Here is a 19,056-nt window from a genome sequence, read left to right on the forward strand (position 1 = left end):
TGAGAATTACTTAGCGGTGGCCTCGATAGCTTTACGTACGCTGCCGTACTTCTGGAGCAGTTCTGCTGCAGTTGGCTCTGGAGTGCCCGTTTCGTTCATGATGATTTTTACACCACGTTCGTAGAGCTTCTTATTGGTCAGCTGCATGTCGACCATTTTGTTTCCCTGCACACGACCTAAGCGGATCATGACACAAGTGCTCAACATGTTCAGCACAAGCTTCTGTGCAGTACCCGATTTCATGCGCGTAGAGCCGGTAACAAACTCTGGGCCTACAACTACTTCTACAGGGTATTTTGCTTCGGCAGCAACGGGACTTCCACTATTGCAGACGATACAGCCAGTTACGATGCTATTCTCGTTTGCTTTCTTCAATCCCCCGATTACATAAGGAGTAGTGCCTGATGCAGCTATACCAACAACTACGTCTCCCTCGTCGATATCGTATTCTTTCAGGTCAAGCCATGCCTGGTTAATATCATCTTCAGCAAATTCGACTGCCTTACGGATGGCGGTATCGCCTCCTGCAATGATTCCGACGATCCAGTCGAAGGGCACACCAAAAGTAGGAGGACATTCAGAAGCATCAAGGACACCGAGGCGCCCGCTGGTGCCGGCACCGATATAGAACATGCGGCCACCGTTCTTCATTTTCTCAGCAACCACTTCGGCCAACTTTTCTATTTGAGGAATGACCTTTTCAACAGCAGTCGGTACGGTTTTGTCCTCCCGATTGATGTTTTCGAGGATTTCCTTCACTGACATCTTCTCTAAATTGGTATAATTTGAATCCTTCTCTGTTATTCTTTCCATTGTATTATAAATGCTGTTCGTTATCAATATTAATATACTATACGCGTCAATGCGCGTGATATCAGGATATGGAGTTTCGACTTTGATGACTGAAACTCATCTTTCGCGTTAAAGGCCCTGAGATGTCAGGGTCGCCGGTGCTGCGCTGATCCCGGCACCAAACTGGTATCTGGAAGAGACAGTCACAGGGAGCGTTCCACCCGGGACAAGTCTACCTTCGATAAAGTCGATGGCCGTATCGTGCATCAACGGATCATCTTCGTAGCAGGCTACCAGATTCTTATTTTCTGAAAAATTGCTAATCAGATAAGGATTTCCGAATATAAAACTAAATACGTTTTCTTTTGCGCCCAAAGTGCTGATAAAGCGTACGGCATCTTTGCTGACTCCAAAGTTTGCAGCAGGATACTTCTTGTACTTGTGAACGCCGAGGAAAACCACATCATACTTATCTCCAATGAGTTGAAGCAGACTATCGGCAGAGGCCTGAGTGGCAGTATGCGGCAGGAAAAATGCATCAGCATTCATGCGGCTCTTCAGTTCAGTACCGAACTTGCTGCTTTTATCAAGACCGATACCGACGTATGCGACTTTCCTGGATTTAAGGTTATTAAGTAAGGCGCCATTGTCATTACGAAGAAGCGTGATGGCATTTTTGTAGACCTGCTGTTTCAAAACGTCTGTCTGTGCATTCAGATCGTGGGTCAGTGAGGTGGTATCAATTTTGGTAACCTGATTGAGGCCCAGGTTATACTTGGCCAAAAGCACACGGTTCACTTTCTCGTCAATATCAGCCCAGCTAAGGTTTTTCTTGCGAACTGCCTTCCTAATCTTGCGGATGCTTCCTTTGATATCTCCGGGCAGGCAAAGCATATCATTGCCCGCAATGAGTGATTGTACCGCGGCCTCCCCTTGCGGGTAAAATTTGGCAACGCCTTTCATTTCGAGAGCATCGGTGAAAGTAAGTCCCTTAAAGCCCAGATCCTGGCGGAGCAATTTACTCACATTGTTCGGAGAAAGGGAGGTAGCACGGTTTGTCGTGCTGTCGATCGCCGGGATATAAAGGTGAGCGACCATAACACTGCCAATACCATCTTTGATCATGGTCTTGAAAGGATACAACTCCAGTTCATCCAGCTGAGCAAAAGATTTGTTGATTACAGGCAGATCGTAGTGTGAGTCAACAGAGACATCTCCGTGTCCGGGGAAGTGCTTAGCACAGGCAAGAACGCCATTATCCTGCATTCCCTTCATGATACTGCTACCGAAAGTAGCGACTTTGTATTTATCTTCTCCGAAGGAGCGGAAGTTGATGACCGGATTAGCGGGGTTGTTATTGATATCGACCACGGGAGCATAATCGACCTGTATGCCGATACGTTTGCACTGAGCGGCGATAGCCTCTCCTGCATGATAGGCAATAGAGGGATTCTGAACCGCTCCTATCGTGAGCTGATCAGGAAAGGGAATCACGTCAGAGAAGCGCATTCCAAGACCTGTTTCGCCATCCACGCATACCATCAAAGGCGTTTTTGCCTTTTCCTGCAATTTGTTAATAAGCAGGGCCTGCTGAAGAGATGTTCCCTGGAACAGGCAGATCGACCCGATATTGTATTTACGAATGTATTTCAGAACATCTTCCTCAAAGAATTTGACACCTCCGGGACTGGTGGTCGATGTACGGATAACCATCAGCTGGGCTATCTTTTGCTTCTTTGATAATTTCTTTATAGTGCTGTCCGCCCAATGCCTGGATTGCGGAGTAACTTCCAAAAAACGTTGTGCAAAACTCCCGGTAGAAGAGAAAAGAAACGCAATCAGTAATATCTTCTTCATTATAATTTTTATTATTCCAGCTCTCCTACTTCGCGTAGTTGAGACATACTATTTTTCCATCCATCGTACTCATCAGCACGGAACTTTTGCCAAATGGCAGCATGGGATTGACCAGGGCATTGGAGCTCTTGTATTGCCAAACCACCTTACCTGTTTTTCGATCTATCGCTGTAGCCAGGCCAGAGTTACTTGGCACGTAAATCATCCCGTTGCTTTCGACGATCTCTGAGGGACTGAGTTCATAGGGCAGCTTCAGTTCGGTTGTAAGGCCTACCTGCAAGGAATCAGCTTTGGTTGAAACCCCAAAGAGTTGTCCGTCCATGGTCTTTACGTAGACCAGGCTACCATCTTTTGACAAGCCCATTGATTCGCGAACACGACCCTCTTTCATCTGCTGTCTCCAGACCACCTTACCTGTAGCTGCATCGAAGGCTGTCATGAAGCGATCAGGAGCGACGATAAATACGCGGCCATTTGATGCTACAGGGTAGCAGGCTGCAGGTGAGAACATGCGGTTAGCATTACCGTTATTCCACTTCCAGACGAGCTTTCCGTTTTTCTGATCAAGTGCGTAGAAATCATGTCCCCAGCAGCCGAAAAAGATTTTTCCCTGATAGATAAGAGGACGGGTGACAACAAAGCCTTTTACTTCTGCAAAGTCCCACAGAAGTTTGCCGGTACGAATATCGAGCGCCCTGAAGTGGCCATCAGAGCCGCCTATATAAGCGACCTGATTCTCGATGACCGGAGAGCCTAGTACTGCCTTTCCGGTTGCAAGTTTCCAGAGGAGCTTTCCATCATTCAAGCCAACGCAGTAGATGTGGCCATCTGAAGAACCGACCACGACATAGTTGCCCGAGATTGCAGGAGTTGAATATATCTTACCACCGGTATTGAATGACCATCTTTTTTTACCGGTCTTAAAATCGAGTGCATACAGGTCGCCATTGGTGTTAGCCGCAACAGCAAGTCCCTTGCCTACAGCCATACCACTGCCCACGTCGCTTTGATCCTGGAATTCCCATAGTTTTCTGACATTTGGGTATTTGGCGTTTACTGCAAATGAAGGACGGGGGTATTGCTGATTTGAGGATGCAAACCGGTAGTTAACCATTGGAACATCCAGCCACTTGTTTTGAGTGCTGACCAGAGGTCTGCGATCTTCGAAAACAGCTTTTCCGTCCTTAATGGTGACGATGTTGTACCCTCCGATGCTGTCTTTTGCACGCAGGTTTGAGCGGCCCATTACTTGTGGGATCCCTTCAAAGTTATAGAGCTTGTTCTGGTGACCGTGGCCGCAGAGCATCAATTGGATATTTCTCTTCTTGACCTTGTCTAGTGCGTCATACCAGTTATTCAAAGATGAGTCCTGTGGATAATGATTGATATAGATCAAGGGCATTTCAGGCTCCTTCATATTGTTCAAAACTGAATCAAGCCACACAAGGTTTTCGCGTGGCACCTGCCCGGGGCTCATTCGCATATTCGGGCCTGAGCTTGTAGCCGCAAATTGATAGCCTCCATGAACGAAGGCGAAGGTTTCTGATCCGAATACTTTACGAAAGCTATTGGCACCACTCTCCGACCAATTGGAGTCATGGTTCCCCCCGATTACATACCAGGGTTTGTTCAGGCTATCGAGGATCCGATGAGCAAGCGCCAGTTCTATATCCGCTCCAAATTCGGTGATATCACCTGTTACTAAAACAAACTCCAAAGAGCTATTGGCATTGATATCCTGCACAGTGCGTCGTAAATCATCCGCGCCTGTAGCTCCACCCACATGCGTATCCGTAACGAATGCAAAGCGCACGGACTGTGCATGCAGCACCTGGCTGGAACAAAGCAGCGCGAGCCATAAAAAAACAGGTCTGATGTAGTTCATGATTTTATTTTGACTTAACCTGGATGCTGTTTGATGGAAGACTTTCGTTCTTCAGGCGGTCGAGGGTGGTAACCACGTAGACGTACTTCGACCTTTTCTTCGTTTCCTGATCTTGGAATGAAAGCTTGGAACTGTCGAAACTGATGTTTCTGATCTTCTCCGGATTGTTAATATCTATATTCTCTCCTTTGTCGAAGCGATATACCACATAACCATAGGCGGCTTCGTTGTCACGTACCGGAAGCGGCTGATTCCATGCAAGTTCGTTCTTCCCTTTAGATCGCTTGACCTGAAGGTTTAAAGGAGACTGTGGGGGAATTGCATCGAGCCATATCATGGTTGGAAGCAGAGCCTTTGAGCGATACAGATCCTGTCGAAGAGAGTCTTGAAACCCTGCCAGATTATTTGTCAGTGATTTGGAACTGAAATATACGCTTCCCTGTACCCTTGGATTTTTTCTGAGGTAGCGCACCTGCTCCGGAAGCTGGTTCTTTTCTTTCCATCCCTCGCGCTGTTCAGTAGCGCGGTAGACACCCTGACCGATATATACGTGTTTCCCGAAGGCATTATTACTCCACCAGTCTACCAACTTCTCATACGCCGCCGCAGGGTATTTGAACGGAAAATAAACCTGAGGATTTATATAGTCTATCCACCCTTCGGAGAGCCACTTGCGGGCGTCTGCATATAGGCCGGCGTAACCGGAAAGGCCGTTTGTCTCCGAACCGAGTGGGTCTTCTTTTTTATTTCTCCATATACCGAAGGGGCTGATGCCGAACTTCACGTATTTCTTTTCTGCATGTATACTGTCGTTCAATTCTTTGATCAGCATATCTACATTATTGCGTCGCCAGTCTTCGATGGACTTAAACGAATTGCTTCCATAAGCCGTGAAGGTGAGGCTATCAGGCAATGCGGGTTTATCAGGATAAGGGTAAAAGTAGTCGTCGAAATGCACGCCGTCGATGTCGTAGTTACGGACAACATTCATGATAATAGAGACGATATATTTCCTTACCTCAGGAATTCCCGGATTGAAATATTTTTTGTTGGCATACGTAAAGAACCACTCGGGCTTTGTACGTGTAATATGCCTTGCGCTGATATCAGCGTCTACAAGATTATTGGTTGCCCGGTAAGGGTTAAACCATGCATGCAACTCCATTCCTCGTTGGTGAGCTTCCTGGATGGCAAACTCAAGCGGATCATAGAGCGGTGCAGGAGCTACTCCCTGTTTACCTGACAAAAACATGCTCCACTCCTCAGTACCCTTTGCATATAGTGCGTCAGCGGAAGGACGGATCTGGAACATGATGGCGTTCATCCCTGATTTTTGATGCTCGTCAAAAATCCCGGTCAGCTCCTTTTTCTGTTTGTCTGAATTAAGGCCTCTTTTGGATGGCCAATCGATGTTCTGAACTGTGGCTACCCATACACCTCTGAACTCGCGCTTCGGATCAGGGGTCTGACTTTTCGCGACAAATGACAGGAGGGTAATGAAAAGCAGGCCAGTAAAGTTTTTAATCATAGTGTTTAGTAAAAACCCTCCGGTAGGTGCCGGAGGGTTTGTTAATGGTATTTATTCCCAACCTGGGTTTTGTGTTAATGTTGATCCGTTTTCTTTGTACAGTACAATCTGATCCTGCGGAATCGGATTCAGATAAATCCGCGGATTAGTAAACTTCCTCTGAGACTCAGGCTTCCAAGCTGGTGTGATATAACCTTCGGAATCAGCCGGATCCATATCCAACACGACGCTGGCTGCAAGCTTTGGAAAGTCTGACTTCTTCAGATAGGCGCCTCTGTTGATGTCAGGGTTGGCTTGAGTATCTGTATATTCCAGTTTCTTCCATCTTCTCAGGTCATCCCATCTGAAACCTTCATAGACCAATTCGACTCTTCGCTCTCTTCTTATTTCCCAAAGTATAGAAGAGATATCAGCATCCTTCTGCGGATCTGTGTAAGGAACATTCCTCACAACAGCTACGTCGCCGCTTACCTGCAATGCAGGCATATTGATACCGGGTCTGCTTCTAAGTACATTGACAGAAAGATTAAGATCCTCGTTTGTCAAGGCTGGCCCTCCCACTGTAGCGAGTTCTGCAGCAGCTTCTGCGTAGTTGATCAATACCTCTCCAAAACGGATTATTGGAGCATCTGTAGGATTTAAGTTTAATGTACCTATAGTTTGATCTTTGATCGATTCATTTAAGAACTTATGAGTCGCGTAACCAGTAGTTGAAGAGGCACTTACTACACCTGCAGGACGAAGTTCGCTTACAAACGTTTCCTTGATACGCGGATCCCGGTTGGTCATAACCTGAGCGATAGTTTTATCACCCTGATACACGGTCGAAAGGGAAATTGGTAAACCATCAGAAGCTAGATAGGATTCAATTAGATCCTTCGGTGCACCAGTTTGAGCCTCTTTGTTATTATAGGACATTAAGGCATGCGTAAGGACTCCCTCAACATATTGTCTGTAAAGGAGGACTTCAGTGTTACCATTTAAGTCCAAAGAACTGAATACATCACGATAATTTTTCAACGAATATTTTTTCGAAGCAATTACCTCGGCAGCAGCCCACTTGGCGGCTTCCAGATATTCCTTTGCTTTCGCTGTATTATTCATATGATATTTCTGCCACGTTCCTTCAAAAAGGAACACCCGAGACATAAATGCTAAAACTACATACTTATTAACCGTTAATCCAGCCTTTCCATCAACGGCCCGAACATTCGCAGCTGCATATTTAAAATCCTCCAGGACTTTGTCCATTACTAAAGTCCGTGGATCTCTTGGCTGATAAAGCAATGCAACGTCTTTCTCATCAATTACTTGATCATAGTAAGGAACATCGCCAAAACGCTTCACCAAATCGAAATATTCCAGTCCCCTGAAAAACCTACCTATTCCTTGCCAGTGCAGCTTTGCCTCCTCAGGCATGTCTGCATCAACCTCCATATTCTGGACTTTTGACAAAAACAGGTTTGCTTTTCTAACATACGTAAAGGTCCAACCTCCACCCGACGCAGGAACCACCCTGGTGTATTCCGGCGGGGTTCCTGAAGCGAAATCATCATTTAAAGCCTGACCGGAAAAATAATTCCCCCAGGTATTCCCTGATCCATATCCGGTGAAATAATCAGTGTAAAAACCATAAGCAAAGGTTCTTACGTTAGCTTCGTTTGTCCAATAAGTACCATCTGACAACTGGTCAAGTGGCGGTTTCTCTAAATAATCTTCTTTGCAGCTAACAACTGTAGTTAACCCGAGGCAAAGCAGCGCTAATATTTTAATTTTCATTACTATCAAATTTTACAATGTAACTTGTAATCCTAAAGAAACAGATCTGCGGTAAGGATAAACCCTTCCAAAGGCAGCGGAGTCATTTGCACCCGCTTCAGTAACATTGACCTCCGGGTCAATTGGAACATTTCCTAGCTTATCCCATTCAAACAAGTTCTCACCGCTAAAATAAAATCTAAGACGTTCGATATGAGCTTTACGTGTAAGTGCCTGAGGCAAAGTATAGCCGACCGCTAGGTTTTTAAGTCTTAGGTAAGCAAGATTTAAAAGGTATTTCGTTTGTGGATAAAAGTTTTTGGTACTAGATTCACCAATTTGAGTAACGCGCGGATAAAAAGCGTTTGGATTTTCTTCTGTCCAATAGTCTAATTGATGAGCATACCAAGCTTCTCCAGGTCTCCAACCGGGAACAAACATCGGCCCCTGTGCCCAGAAATCTCTTTTTCCAACCCCCTGAAAGAAAACGTTGAAATCAACGCCTTTGAAATCTGCACCGATGCGGAAACCGTACTGATACCGTGGAGTCGTGTTACCTATAACTTTTTGGTCGCCAGGGTTCTCTACAGTGTTGTCTCCCCTCCAGATGACACCATCTCCATTTGCATCTACATACTTTATATCACCTGGGCCATAAAAGAAGCCGCTTCCTTCGAACTGAGCCTGGCTAGGAATTCCTTCTTTGAGAACATAACGTCCATCCTGCAATATTGGAGCACCATTAGCATCTTGAGCAAAATCGTCTTTCGTGAAAAAGCGATCAGTCTCATAACCCCAGATTTCGCCAAGGGTTTTGCCCTGGTAATTGCCGGATATTGCGCGCGACCCCTCGAATTTAGTAAGCTTCTCTTTGAAGTCAGCTAACGTACCTGTTGCATTAATGGTTAATCCATTACCGAATCGGTGATTAAAATCCACAGCTAGTTCCCATCCTGTTGTTTGTAATTCGCCGAAATTTCTTCTCGGAGCCGCAGCACCGTATGAACTAGGCAAAGTAGCACCCGCTGAATGCATATCCTTGGTTGTTCTTTGATACCAGTCAAATACTACTCCTACTTTGTCGTTCAACAATCGTGCATCAAGTCCAAAATCGAGTGTAGCAACGCTTTCCCAGGTAAGAGTACCAGAAATAGGGGCCGGTGTTCCAGTAACAAGTACTTTTTGTCCATCTATTAACCAGTTTGAATTGCTAGTTGGCAAAACGGAGTAAATACTGCTTACCGCAGTGTTCTGGTTTCCAATTTCACCCCATGATCCTCTAAACTTCAATGTCGAAAGAACTGGCTTTACAGCCTTCATAAACGGCTCCTCGCTGATAATATACCCTGCGGACATTGACGGGAAAAAGCCCCATTTTAAATTCGGAGATAATCTGGACGATCCATCATAGCGTCCGTTAAGCTCAAAAAGAAACTTGCTTTTATAGCTATAGTTGATTCGTCCAAAAGCACCCGCCGTATTCCAATGCCCCCTCGCGCTTCCTATAAGTTGATCTCCAGTAGCCAGAACAGGTTCTACCAGGTTGGGATCGATCAAACCGAGACGAGATGATGTATGTGAGTAATTTTGGAAGGTCTCTACATCACCACCTGCGATTACTTTGAAAGCATGATCGTTGATATCTTTAGAATAAGTTCCAAACAACTTACCGGTGTGCATATCAGACCAATAAGAATAGTACTCAGCCTTATTGTAACTTGCACTTGTATAATTCTGATATGGAATCTGTCCATTAGACAGTCCTGCCCAATAGTTCAAAGCAGTAACAGATCCTCCTGCATTACGTTGGTGATTATTCATCGACGTGTAGGTATAATCAGCATCTACGGTCAGACCTTTAAGCGGTTTAAGTGTACCACCAACTGACACGCGAGTAAGCCCTGACGTATGTTTATTCATATTTGCCTGCTCAACTTCAGTAACAGCATTTCTGAAAGGCTTACCTTCATAAGTTCCATAGGGATGAACGACCGGCCAGCGATACAGATAGTACCATGGATCATAAACAGCAGCTGCAAAGACAAAAGGCTGCTCCAGAACCGAGTTGGAATACAACACTTTTCCTCTCGCATCAAACCAGTTGTTAACCGAGGTATTCACACCAAGGTTTAGATTGTAACGTGAAAACTGGTCTGGATTAGCTTTCAATACACCTTCTTGTCCGAGGTAGCCGACTCCAAGATTAAAACTCGTTTTCTCGCTTCCTCCGGAAACCGAGATGTTGTGGTTTTGCTGTGGAGTACGATCTCTCATGAACATTTCATTCACGTCCCAGGGACGGTAAAAGAAAAGACGATTATCTCTGATTTCAAAATCCCGTCCTAAAACCATTTCATTTCCTAAATCTTTACCACCATACAAAGTCTCCCACTCTCTCATCTTTTCTATTGCAATTTCGTCGATAGAAACGCCCACTGCGCTGAAGAGTGGATAGCTGGGATTAGTTCTTCTGAAAGCAAGGAAAGCCATTTCGGCGCCTTCTGCTGCAGGCGCGATCTCTGGTGTGGTTGTTGGATTGCTGTAAGAAAAGTTATTTGAATACATAACTCGCGTTGGAGCTCCTTTCTTACCGGTCTTTGTTGTAATTAAAATTACCCCCCAGGCTCCACGCGTTCCGTAGATCGATGTTGAAGCCGCATCCTTTAAAACAGATATGGACTCAATGTCTTCCGGATTGATCAATTGAAGGCTCGGAATCTCTACGTTATCCACAAGAATGAGTGGTTGAGCTCCGCCTGTTCCTGTTAAAGTACCCGTATTTCCTCTCAGCTTTATGTTTGGATTTTGTCCGATAGCTCCGCTGGATGTAGTAATACTAAGTCCCGGTGTTGTACCCTGAAGAGCCCGACCGACGTCAGTAACAGGTCTTGACTGCAGTACTTCTGTGTCTACTGTCGAAACAGCTCCTGTAAGATTTGCCCTTTTCTGTGTACCATAACCGACCACAACTACCTCGTCGAGCGACTTCGAATCAGCCCCCAATTTAACGTTAATTACTGCGTTAGCAGCAACTGTCTTCTCCTGGGTAGCAGACCCAATAAAACTGAACACCAATACCTGGCCCTGATTAGCACGAAGGGTATACTTTCCATTCATGTCCGTGCTGGTGCCCTGGGCTGTTCCTTTGACCTTCACAGAAACACCCGGCAATGGCGCACCGTCATCAGCGGAAATAACCGTTCCGGTTATTGTCCTTTGCTGTGCAACAACATGCACAGAGATCATGATGAGGCTCATTAAAAATGCGAGTAGCCTTTTTTTCATAACATTGTTTTGATTTAAGTTTTTTTGATTTAATGGATCACGTCAAGGCATCTTTGCAGCAACAAAAAAGACCTGACACTAACAAATTTAAAGAATAGATATTTGAAAAACGATACGTTCTTGCAAGTTCTTTTAAAAGTTTTGCACAAAAACGCAAGCCTATGCAAAACATCCCAACACAAAGAAGATAAAAATATCAGAAAATGGGCTTATTTGATGAAAATCTAGCTATAAAGAAGGTATTTTCTTCTCATTTTCTTAAATAACAACAATTTCGGCTCCCAACTTGCCCTTATCCGTTCTTCACTCACTCCTGCAATGATCTGCTCTTTTAATTCCTTGGTTCCCGCGAGCTTGTCAAAGTTCCCTATCTCTTTACTTTGCTTATAATCAAAGAACTTTTCTTTGTATGGATAGGCCTTATACATTTCAATCAACCAGGACAAATTGAGCTTCTTTGCTGCTTTAAGCTGCACAAGATCAACAGTACGCAAATCTAAACCAAAACATTCCTGCCCCATAAAGAGCGGTGTCTCACTCATACTCTTGATGCTTTGGGGAGTAAAGGAAAAAGAGTACTTACCCTTCAAATCCGGGTTTCCCAACACCGTAAAAGGAAAGTGGGTTCCTCTCCCCTGACTGATGATCGTTCCTTCGAATAAACAAACGGAGGGATAAAGCAATATCGACGCGTTCGTATTCAGATTCGGTGACGGCGCAACGGGTAGTACATAAGGCATATTGTGATTGTAGTTTGCCAGTGGAATTACCTTGATTTTACACTTAACGCCATTCGCCAACCATCCCTCACCATTGATCATTTGAGCATACTCTGCCACGGTCATACCATGTGCTACAGGTACCGGATGCATACCGATGCCCGACTTGAGAGCCATGTCCAGTACAGGTCCGTCTACAAAATATCCGTTAGGATTCGGACGATCGAGAATGAGCAGCTCCTTGCCGTTCTCTGCACAAGCTTCCATCACTCTGTGCATGGTTGCCAGATAAGTGTAATAGCGGGCTCCTACATCCTGTATATCAAAGATCATCAGATCGACGTCCTTTAACATTTCACTGGTTGGCTTATTATTTTTCCCATAAAGAGAAACGACCGAAATCCCGGTTGCAGGATCTTTTGAATCGCCTACGTGTACTCCTGCACCGACGTTCCCACGAAAACCATGCTCTGGTCCAAAGACCTTAACTATATTGATCCCTAATGAAAAAAGGCTGTCAACGCTTGATTTATTTCCAATAATAGAAGTCTGGTTGACCACCATCCCTATCCGCTTTCCCTTCAAATAGGATAGATATTTTTCTGTTTGATCTGCTCCAGTCCGGAACTGCGCATGTGAGAAGCTGACAACCAGCAAAGAGGCTATCAGACCCGTGATTTTTTTCGAAAACATACTTATGGCTTTTTATTTTTTAAAAGGATAACATTTGCCACCTTTCGCTGACCTTCATGATCCCACTTTTTATTATCGGAAGGATAACTCACTACACCATTAAAGGGCTGACCGGCAACCCAGAGTGCTGACGAGCCTCCCCCATCCAGATTGATCCCATCAATCATGCCCAGCCACTTCATAACCTTTCTGGCTTCGAATAAGGACATACCCACGGCATTTTCTCTCCTGCCGTCTACAACGATGAAATAGATTTTCTTCCCTTTTCCTGTGGCAATAATGGACCGCGGATGGCGCGCTGTATTAAAGACTGCAGAATCAAGACCAGCGATGGAGCCTTTTCTTAGGAGCAAGGGACCGCTCAACATTACGTCTTCTGCTTCTATAGAGCTTTCCCAGGTGTCAGAGCCATTCCATTCCGTCAACGACAGTTTTCCCCGACGGATCGCGACAGCCGCTTTCTGATGTACAGCCCGACTGCCATCTTTATTCAACCTGTTTTCATTAATAACTTTACCATCAGACCGTAGATAATCAACAGACCCTCCCCTGGCCATATTGAAGAAAGTACCATTGATGGCCGCGAGCGCCTTATGTATTTCTCCAAATTCGCTAGTCGTCCGTAATAAAGAGTCCTCATAAGCCAGATCAATCGTGTAGCGGCGCTTCTGCTTAATCTCAAGAATACTTACGAATTGATTCGACTCAAAAAGATTTTGATGGAATGCCGCCTGCTTCAATATGACGCCCTTTGAGATTTTTCTACTTAGCCATTCGGCATTTACGACTGCGCTTGAATCAGTCTGCGCAAAAGCACTTCCAAACCCAATTAACAAACACGCAACACTGAACAAGCTTTTCATAGGTGATTAGTTTTAGCGGATGGTTGACAACAATGATGAAGATAAAAGATTTCAGCAACATCTGCAAACTCCTGCACATAAAAAGTTGAAACACGCACCATCACGCACCTATCTGAACATACTTAAGTCCGGACGATGGTTCCGCTCTCTTTTGAGCTCGTACTGATACAAAATCTCCCCCACTTCCTTGAAGAACGGATAACCTTTTTCTTCGTACTCGTACTTGTTGTCGTTGATCACTCCATCACTGTTCACATAAATGGTAGCGCTAACCATAAACTCAACGTTATTCTTAAAATCAACCACATAGGCATTGTCTGTTAAAAACCCGTGTGACCATCCGGCCTTGTTAAATATTTTGATATAGTCCGGTTTCTGCTGTTTTCCTGCGCGGAAAAAGAAAAACTTCGCGTATGATTCAAAGAATTCCTTGGTGTCATATTTCGGAAAGTCACTCTCCGCCGGGTGCATCGACATGTATTTATATAAAAACGCATAATCGTCCTCTTTCAAGTTGAATCTCTCCTTAGCTGACACCGATTGAGGAAACAAAACCCTTCTCAGCATATTCTGCTGCTCTGCCAGCGGGAAACTATTCTTCCTCGAGAAATCCATATGTCCATCCCAAAGCTTGTCATCGTTATCCATATGCTTATCCCCGATGAGGATCTTCTCCGGATATCTGAACTTCGCTTTGCTGTACTCCCCTTTCTGCTCATAGACCAGACTTTCTCCATTGTAAAAGCGAATCGGATTAGTGTACCTGTTTTCTTCCTCTGTCATCGGATATTGGAACCGATGAGTGATCCTGGTGTTTTTGAACCCCAGATCCCACAGCCTTTCGTTCAGAAACTGCTGCCCATCAAACTCGTACAGCCTGTTATAAGCATCATTATCGCTAACGATGAATATTTTCTTGAGATAGTGTGCCACCGATGGCTTCTTATTTTCAGCGGTAAGATCTTGCGAAACCTTCGTTTGATGAGTAAAGCCGCTGTCGGTGATCATACTCGAATATTTATCCAGCCCCTTCACCTTCAATCGGTTCAGCTTCTCCAGCGCTAAGAGCGCAGTGGGCAGCTTAACGGTAGATGCCGGATAAAAGTAGTGGTCAACGGGATTCAGCTTATATGACGTAAAATGCGGCCGGTTCCTCTTATCCCGTTCAATTTTCGTATAGATCACCTGCACCCTGTACTCATCCTGATGTGCCAACACTTCTTTCAAATGAGACGAACCATTCTGCTTTAGCAAAGAAGGAAGCCAGTCTCCCTGACTTTGCGCATATCCATTTTGCATGATAGAGCCAATCATTAAAATAGCAACGACAAACTTTTTTCGCATATCAGATCTTCTGAATTCCAATACCTGTTTTATCGTTCAGCATTACCTTGCCATCTTTGATCGTTGTTCCTGTGTAAACATCGTTGCTGATCAGCAATGCACCATCCAAATCTGCCCAGTCTGTCATTGGCGACAGCTGTGCAGCTGCAGAAATCGCACATGAAGTCTCGGTCATACAGCCAATCATAATCTTCATATCCAGGGCCCTTCCTAATATCAGCATTTTATGTGCCTCGCGCATTCCCGTGCACTTCATCAGCTTAATATTGATTCCGTTGTAAACTTTATGAGCCTTCAACACATCATCCAAACGCTGAACTGCCTCATCTCCTATGGTGGGGATGGGGCTATTCTCAGTCAGCCATGCATTATCGTCTATGCGTTCTTTAGGCATAGGTTGCTCCAGAAACACAATTCCTTTCTCGTGAAGCCAGTGGGCCATATCCAAAGCCATCTTCCTGTCGGTCCACCCCTGGTTTATATCCACACACAAGGGCTTATCAGTCATCTCGCGAATGGTCTCAATCATGAGCTTGTCGGTATCTCTTCCCAACTTGACCTTTAAAATCTTATACGGATCAGCTTCCTTCACCTTCTGGCGAACGACTTCAGGTGTATCTATTCCAATCGTAAAGGATGTGTTGGGCGTGTTTGCAGGATCAAAGCCCCAGATCTTATACCATGGTTGCTTTATAATTTTCCCTACGAGGTCGTGTAGCGCAATATCAACAGAAGCCTTTGCCGCTTTATTCCCTTCTTCAATCCCATCAACATAGTCCAGTATTTTTTCCATCTGGAATGGATCTTCAAATTTGGAAAGATCAACTTTGGCCAGAAACTTCAGTACAGTCTCGTGAGACTCACCTAAGTAAGGCGGCATAGAGGCTTCTCCGTAACCGATTATTCCGTTATAGGCAAGTTGGGTAAGCACAACAGGCGTCGTTGTCCTCGAACTCGTCGCCAGATTGAAAGCATGCCTGAGCTGCAGTGTATAAGGCTTATAGCTCAACTGCAATTTTCCTTTTCCGGCCCATTCTGATGAAGCCTGAGCAAATACGTTTGATGATCCTGTTACCATAGTTGCACCTGTTACCAAGCCTGTCTTTTTGATAAAATCTCTTCTGCTATGCATATTATTCTGCTGCTGTTTTATAAAATTTGTTGTGATCTACCCGGCTGATCCCCTTGTTGCCGACAGCACTTAAAACCCTTCTGGCTCCAACGAGTGTCCGGCTCTGAAAATCATCGTAGTTCGGGGCTTCCTTCAGGATACTGTTGATGCGTATCATGCCCGCAGCCTGTATAAACTGGCCTTCTCCCATATAAATGGCGGTATGCGTTACTCTTGCGTTCCGATTTCTGGCGCGCCCGGAAGCGAAAAACATCAGGTCTCCCGGCTGTAGATTCTTCATACACTTTTCAATACTCAAAGAATCTCCCTCATGGATATCTATCTTCTCACCATATAAAGCCTGCTGCGAAGCATCCCTCGAGAGAAGTATACCATTTAGAAAATAGCATGTACGTGTAAAGCCGCTGCAGTCCATACCTTTTACAGAGGTGCCGCCCCACAGATAGGGAACTCCTACAAACTGACGCGCTGTTTTCAATACATCCGTGGCTGATGGGGTAGGCCGCGATAACCAGGCATCAAGCATCACCAGATCCTTTGAATGAACCCAGGCAACACGCCCGTCAGGATATTTCACCTGCGTAAACTCCTTTTTCTTCCCTGTCACTTCCAGGATATTGCCACTCACCAGGTCTGAAACCCGCTGTGACTGGGCCGATGCGCTGCTAAAAGAATATCCGTAGTCTGCAATATATACAGCCCGAGCTGACTTTTTCCATTGCTCCATCTCCGTTTCAGTCATAGGTGTTACCTCATCGTCACTAAGCCATGAGATATAAGTATCTGGCGTACGGACCAGATAGTAGCCCATTTGCTTCTTCAATAGCTGAACCGGCGTTCCCAACAAACTTTGGGTAACCATTTCTGCGGGATGGCCCGGCTCCTCTCTGTGGTTGGCAACAGAAAGGCGAACAAGCCCCATAAACCTCTCCCCGAGCTCCCCGGCAGGAAGCAGCTTTTCTGTTACCTCCTCTTTCTCTCCAGCTTTCGTCATGAGTGATTTAAACCGTTCCAGAGCATCCTTTCTCGTCGTCTCCACCTGCACTCTTCCATTATTCAGCGTCACATTAAAAACCTCCGTTCGGGGATCCGGTACAAGCTCCGATTTAACGGTTTGGATGATGTTTTGATAACGGGAAAGCAGGGAGTCTTGCTCTGCCGCTCTTATCATATTCGGCAATGCTATTAAACAGAGAGCAAGGAGAGTTACTTTCTTCATTGGGATTGTAGATTTATACTTAAATATAGCAAATCATCTCCTGAGTTCAGTAATTGTTGCGACTTATTGAGGAGATAGCGCACAAAAACGCGACTTTATAGCTGCTTTTTGCTACTAAGCAGCAAAAAGCAGCACATTAACTGATCCGATACAAGTTTAGCGGGCTGCTTTTCCTACGACCTGGTAAATAGAATCCATTAATCGGGAACTGGTACTGAGCTCGTTTAGTTTATTTGATGTCACCGGGTGAACCCTATTTGTTAACAGGATATAAACCAAATTAACATCCTTATCTACCCAAACACGTATTCCGGTATAGCCTGTATGGCCAAAAGTATTCGCAGACGCTAGTTTGGATGGATAATCTTCTTTAGCATCACTCCTGTCAAAGCCTAGTCCCCTGCGGCTGGTGCGCGACTGTTTGGAGGTAAACATCTGAACGGTTTCTGGCTTGAAGTACTGAGTTCCTCCATAGCTACCACCATTTAGAAGCATCTGATAATAAATTGCAAGATCAGTTGCCGAACCGAACAAACCCGCATGACCGGAGATACCACCTACCATCGATGCACCCGGGTCATGCACATACCCTTGCAGCAAGGTATTCCTGAAGAGCGTATCGATCTCTGTCGGAACGATCTGCTCCTTTGCGAATCTGTAAAGCGGATTGTATCCGGCTCTTTGCATTCCGAGAGGTTTGTAAAAGTTCTCCTGAACATAATTCTCAAGATGCTGCGAAGAAACTCCTTCAACAATCTCCTTCATGAAGTACATACTGAGGTCACTGTAGACATACTTGCCGGTGTCGCGCAGAGCCGAATTTAACATCAATGGCCACATCACGTCTTTAAAGAAATCCTTCCGGAAATAGTAGTTCTGAGAAGCGGACACAGGATACGCAGCTGAGGAATCTTTGCGGAAGTCGTCCGGCTTAATATCCTTAAAGAAAGGAATGAACGGCACAAAGCCCGCCTCATGAAGCATGATCTGACGAACAGGTGTATTCCGCTTATTAGTCGCCCATGCTTTCGGTATATATGCACTAGCAGGCGTATCCAGTTTAAGTTTGTGTTCTTCAACCAGTCTCATTACTGCCGGCGTCGTAGCAGTCGTTTTAGTTACAGAAGCGAGATCGTAAATATCAGTAGTTCTGGTTTTCTGAGTCCCTTCATAGGTATGCGAACCAAATGCCTGATTCATAATCACCTTCCCATCTTTAACCAGCAATAACACGGCACTCGGTGTAGCTCGCTTGACAATCGCTTCTGCAATGATCGCGTCTATAGGTTGTTGCAAATCTGCTGAATTAATGCCAAGCTCCTCCGGAACCGTATAAGTAAGCCGGCTTACCGTCGTCGTAAATCCTTGTCCCTTTTTATATTTTGGGGATATATTAGCCGGGAGTTTGGCCATCAGAGGCACACCGCCAAAGATCGCCTGAGCAGTATAGTCTGCTGATTCCGCAGAGACTTTCTGACTCCAGATGACAGGAACCGAAAGACCATCAAGTTTGACTAAAGCCTCCTGACCGCCAAAGACTGCAACAATGATCTGCTTTTCTTTTTGATTATCTGTTATAAAATCAAGTACCTGCTGATCCCGCAACTGAGCAGCTTCAAGCTGTAAGATCAGCGTATTATAAAATTTAAGATCATAGCTAAGATCACTCAGTCGGGCCGACTTCCCCCAATACGCATTCCCGTCCACCGCAGTAACCCGCGCATGTAAGTTCAATATCCTGTCGAATGTTCCCGAAAGTTGAGAATTGAACCCTATACTCGCGATACGATTATCAGACAGCTTCCTGATAGGAATAAAACTCTGCTCATTGTTCAGCAAGACGGTATTCCGCTCAATAATCTTCTTCTCTTTCAACCATTTTTCATTCAATTTATGCTGCTGAGCCTGTGCACCTGATATGGCAAGCCCCCCAAAAAGCAGTGCCTTTAGAAAAAGACGTTTGTTGTACTTCATGATATTA

12 protein-coding genes are annotated in these 19,056 nt (G+C 45.1%); all 12 read right to left on the bottom strand.

The features are described 5' to 3' along the window. Nucleotides 1–6: 6 nt before the first annotated feature. Nucleotides 7–813: an N-acetylmuramic acid 6-phosphate etherase gene (gene murQ / locus ACO1NU_RS07250; RefSeq protein ID WP_448817808.1), complete on the bottom strand. Its 807-nt coding sequence runs from the start codon at nucleotides 811–813 to the stop codon at nucleotides 7–9. 108 nt (nucleotides 814–921) lie between these two features. Beyond that, a complete protein-coding gene (locus ACO1NU_RS07255; RefSeq protein ID WP_448817809.1) occupies nucleotides 922–2,649 on the bottom strand; it encodes a glycoside hydrolase family 3 protein in 1,728 nt (575 codons plus the stop codon). Nucleotides 2,650–2,674: 25 nt separating this feature from the next. Continuing rightward, entirely contained in the window at nucleotides 2,675–4,534 is a 1,860-nt protein-coding gene (locus ACO1NU_RS07260) for an outer membrane protein assembly factor BamB family protein (RefSeq protein WP_448817810.1), read from the bottom strand. Between the two features lie 4 nt (nucleotides 4,535–4,538). Further along, entirely contained in the window at nucleotides 4,539–6,062 is a 1,524-nt protein-coding gene (locus ACO1NU_RS07265; RefSeq protein WP_448817811.1) for a glycoside hydrolase family 10 protein, read from the bottom strand. Nucleotides 6,063–6,113: 51 nt separating this feature from the next. After that, nucleotides 6,114–7,841 (bottom strand): RagB/SusD family nutrient uptake outer membrane protein, encoded by a 1,728-nt coding sequence (locus ACO1NU_RS07270; RefSeq protein ID WP_448817812.1) that lies wholly within the window; start codon nucleotides 7,839–7,841, stop codon nucleotides 6,114–6,116. A gap of 12 nt (nucleotides 7,842–7,853) precedes the next feature. Continuing rightward, the gene (locus ACO1NU_RS07275; protein WP_448817813.1) at nucleotides 7,854–11,105 is read right to left on the bottom strand and encodes a SusC/RagA family TonB-linked outer membrane protein; all 3,252 of its coding nucleotides are present in this window, start codon (nucleotides 11,103–11,105) and stop codon (nucleotides 7,854–7,856) included. Nucleotides 11,106–11,329: 224 nt separating this feature from the next. Further along, the gene (locus tag ACO1NU_RS07280) at nucleotides 11,330–12,517 is read right to left on the bottom strand and encodes an exo-beta-N-acetylmuramidase NamZ family protein (RefSeq protein ID WP_448817814.1); all 1,188 of its coding nucleotides are present in this window, start codon (nucleotides 12,515–12,517) and stop codon (nucleotides 11,330–11,332) included. A gap of 2 nt (nucleotides 12,518–12,519) precedes the next feature. Beyond that, nucleotides 12,520–13,380: a phosphodiester glycosidase family protein gene (locus tag ACO1NU_RS07285; protein WP_448817815.1), complete on the bottom strand. Its 861-nt coding sequence runs from the start codon at nucleotides 13,378–13,380 to the stop codon at nucleotides 12,520–12,522. 108 nt (nucleotides 13,381–13,488) lie between these two features. Further along, entirely contained in the window at nucleotides 13,489–14,724 is a 1,236-nt protein-coding gene (locus tag ACO1NU_RS07290) for a serine hydrolase (protein ID WP_448817816.1), read from the bottom strand. 1 nt (nucleotide 14,725) lies between these two features. Further along, nucleotides 14,726–15,856: a dipeptide epimerase gene (locus ACO1NU_RS07295; protein ID WP_448817817.1), complete on the bottom strand. Its 1,131-nt coding sequence runs from the start codon at nucleotides 15,854–15,856 to the stop codon at nucleotides 14,726–14,728. A 1-nt stretch (nucleotide 15,857) separates the two neighbouring features. Further along, on the bottom strand, nucleotides 15,858–17,075 hold the full coding sequence (locus ACO1NU_RS07300; protein ID WP_448817818.1) for a C40 family peptidase: 1,218 nt from the start codon (nucleotides 17,073–17,075) through the stop codon (nucleotides 15,858–15,860). A 156-nt stretch (nucleotides 17,076–17,231) separates the two neighbouring features. After that, nucleotides 17,232–19,049, bottom strand: coding sequence for a serine hydrolase domain-containing protein (locus ACO1NU_RS07305; RefSeq protein WP_448817819.1), 1,818 nt, complete (start codon nucleotides 19,047–19,049; stop codon nucleotides 17,232–17,234). Between the last annotated feature and the right edge of the window lie 7 nt (nucleotides 19,050–19,056).

The sequence above is a fragment of the Arcticibacter sp. genome (assembly GCF_053551015.1).

Coding starts and splice junctions, on each gene's coding strand:
- ACO1NU_RS07255 (WP_448817809.1), bottom strand. CDS start 2,649: ATGAAGAAGATATTACTGATTGCGTTTCTTTTCTCTTCTACCGGGAGT.
- ACO1NU_RS07270 (WP_448817812.1), bottom strand. CDS start 7,841: ATGAAAATTAAAATATTAGCGCTGCTTTGCCTCGGGTTAACTACAGTT.
- ACO1NU_RS07305 (WP_448817819.1), bottom strand. CDS start 19,049: ATGAAGTACAACAAACGTCTTTTTCTAAAGGCACTGCTTTTTGGGGGG.
- ACO1NU_RS07285 (WP_448817815.1), bottom strand. CDS start 13,380: ATGAAAAGCTTGTTCAGTGTTGCGTGTTTGTTAATTGGGTTTGGAAGT.
- ACO1NU_RS07275 (WP_448817813.1), bottom strand. CDS start 11,105: ATGAAAAAAAGGCTACTCGCATTTTTAATGAGCCTCATCATGATCTCT.
- ACO1NU_RS07295 (WP_448817817.1), bottom strand. CDS start 15,856: ATGCATAGCAGAAGAGATTTTATCAAAAAGACAGGCTTGGTAACAGGT.
- murQ (WP_448817808.1), bottom strand. CDS start 813: ATGGAAAGAATAACAGAGAAGGATTCAAATTATACCAATTTAGAGAAG.
- ACO1NU_RS07260 (WP_448817810.1), bottom strand. CDS start 4,534: ATGAACTACATCAGACCTGTTTTTTTATGGCTCGCGCTGCTTTGTTCC.
- ACO1NU_RS07300 (WP_448817818.1), bottom strand. CDS start 17,075: ATGAAGAAAGTAACTCTCCTTGCTCTCTGTTTAATAGCATTGCCGAAT.
- ACO1NU_RS07290 (WP_448817816.1), bottom strand. CDS start 14,724: ATGCGAAAAAAGTTTGTCGTTGCTATTTTAATGATTGGCTCTATCATG.
- ACO1NU_RS07280 (WP_448817814.1), bottom strand. CDS start 12,517: ATGTTTTCGAAAAAAATCACGGGTCTGATAGCCTCTTTGCTGGTTGTC.
- ACO1NU_RS07265 (WP_448817811.1), bottom strand. CDS start 6,062: ATGATTAAAAACTTTACTGGCCTGCTTTTCATTACCCTCCTGTCATTT.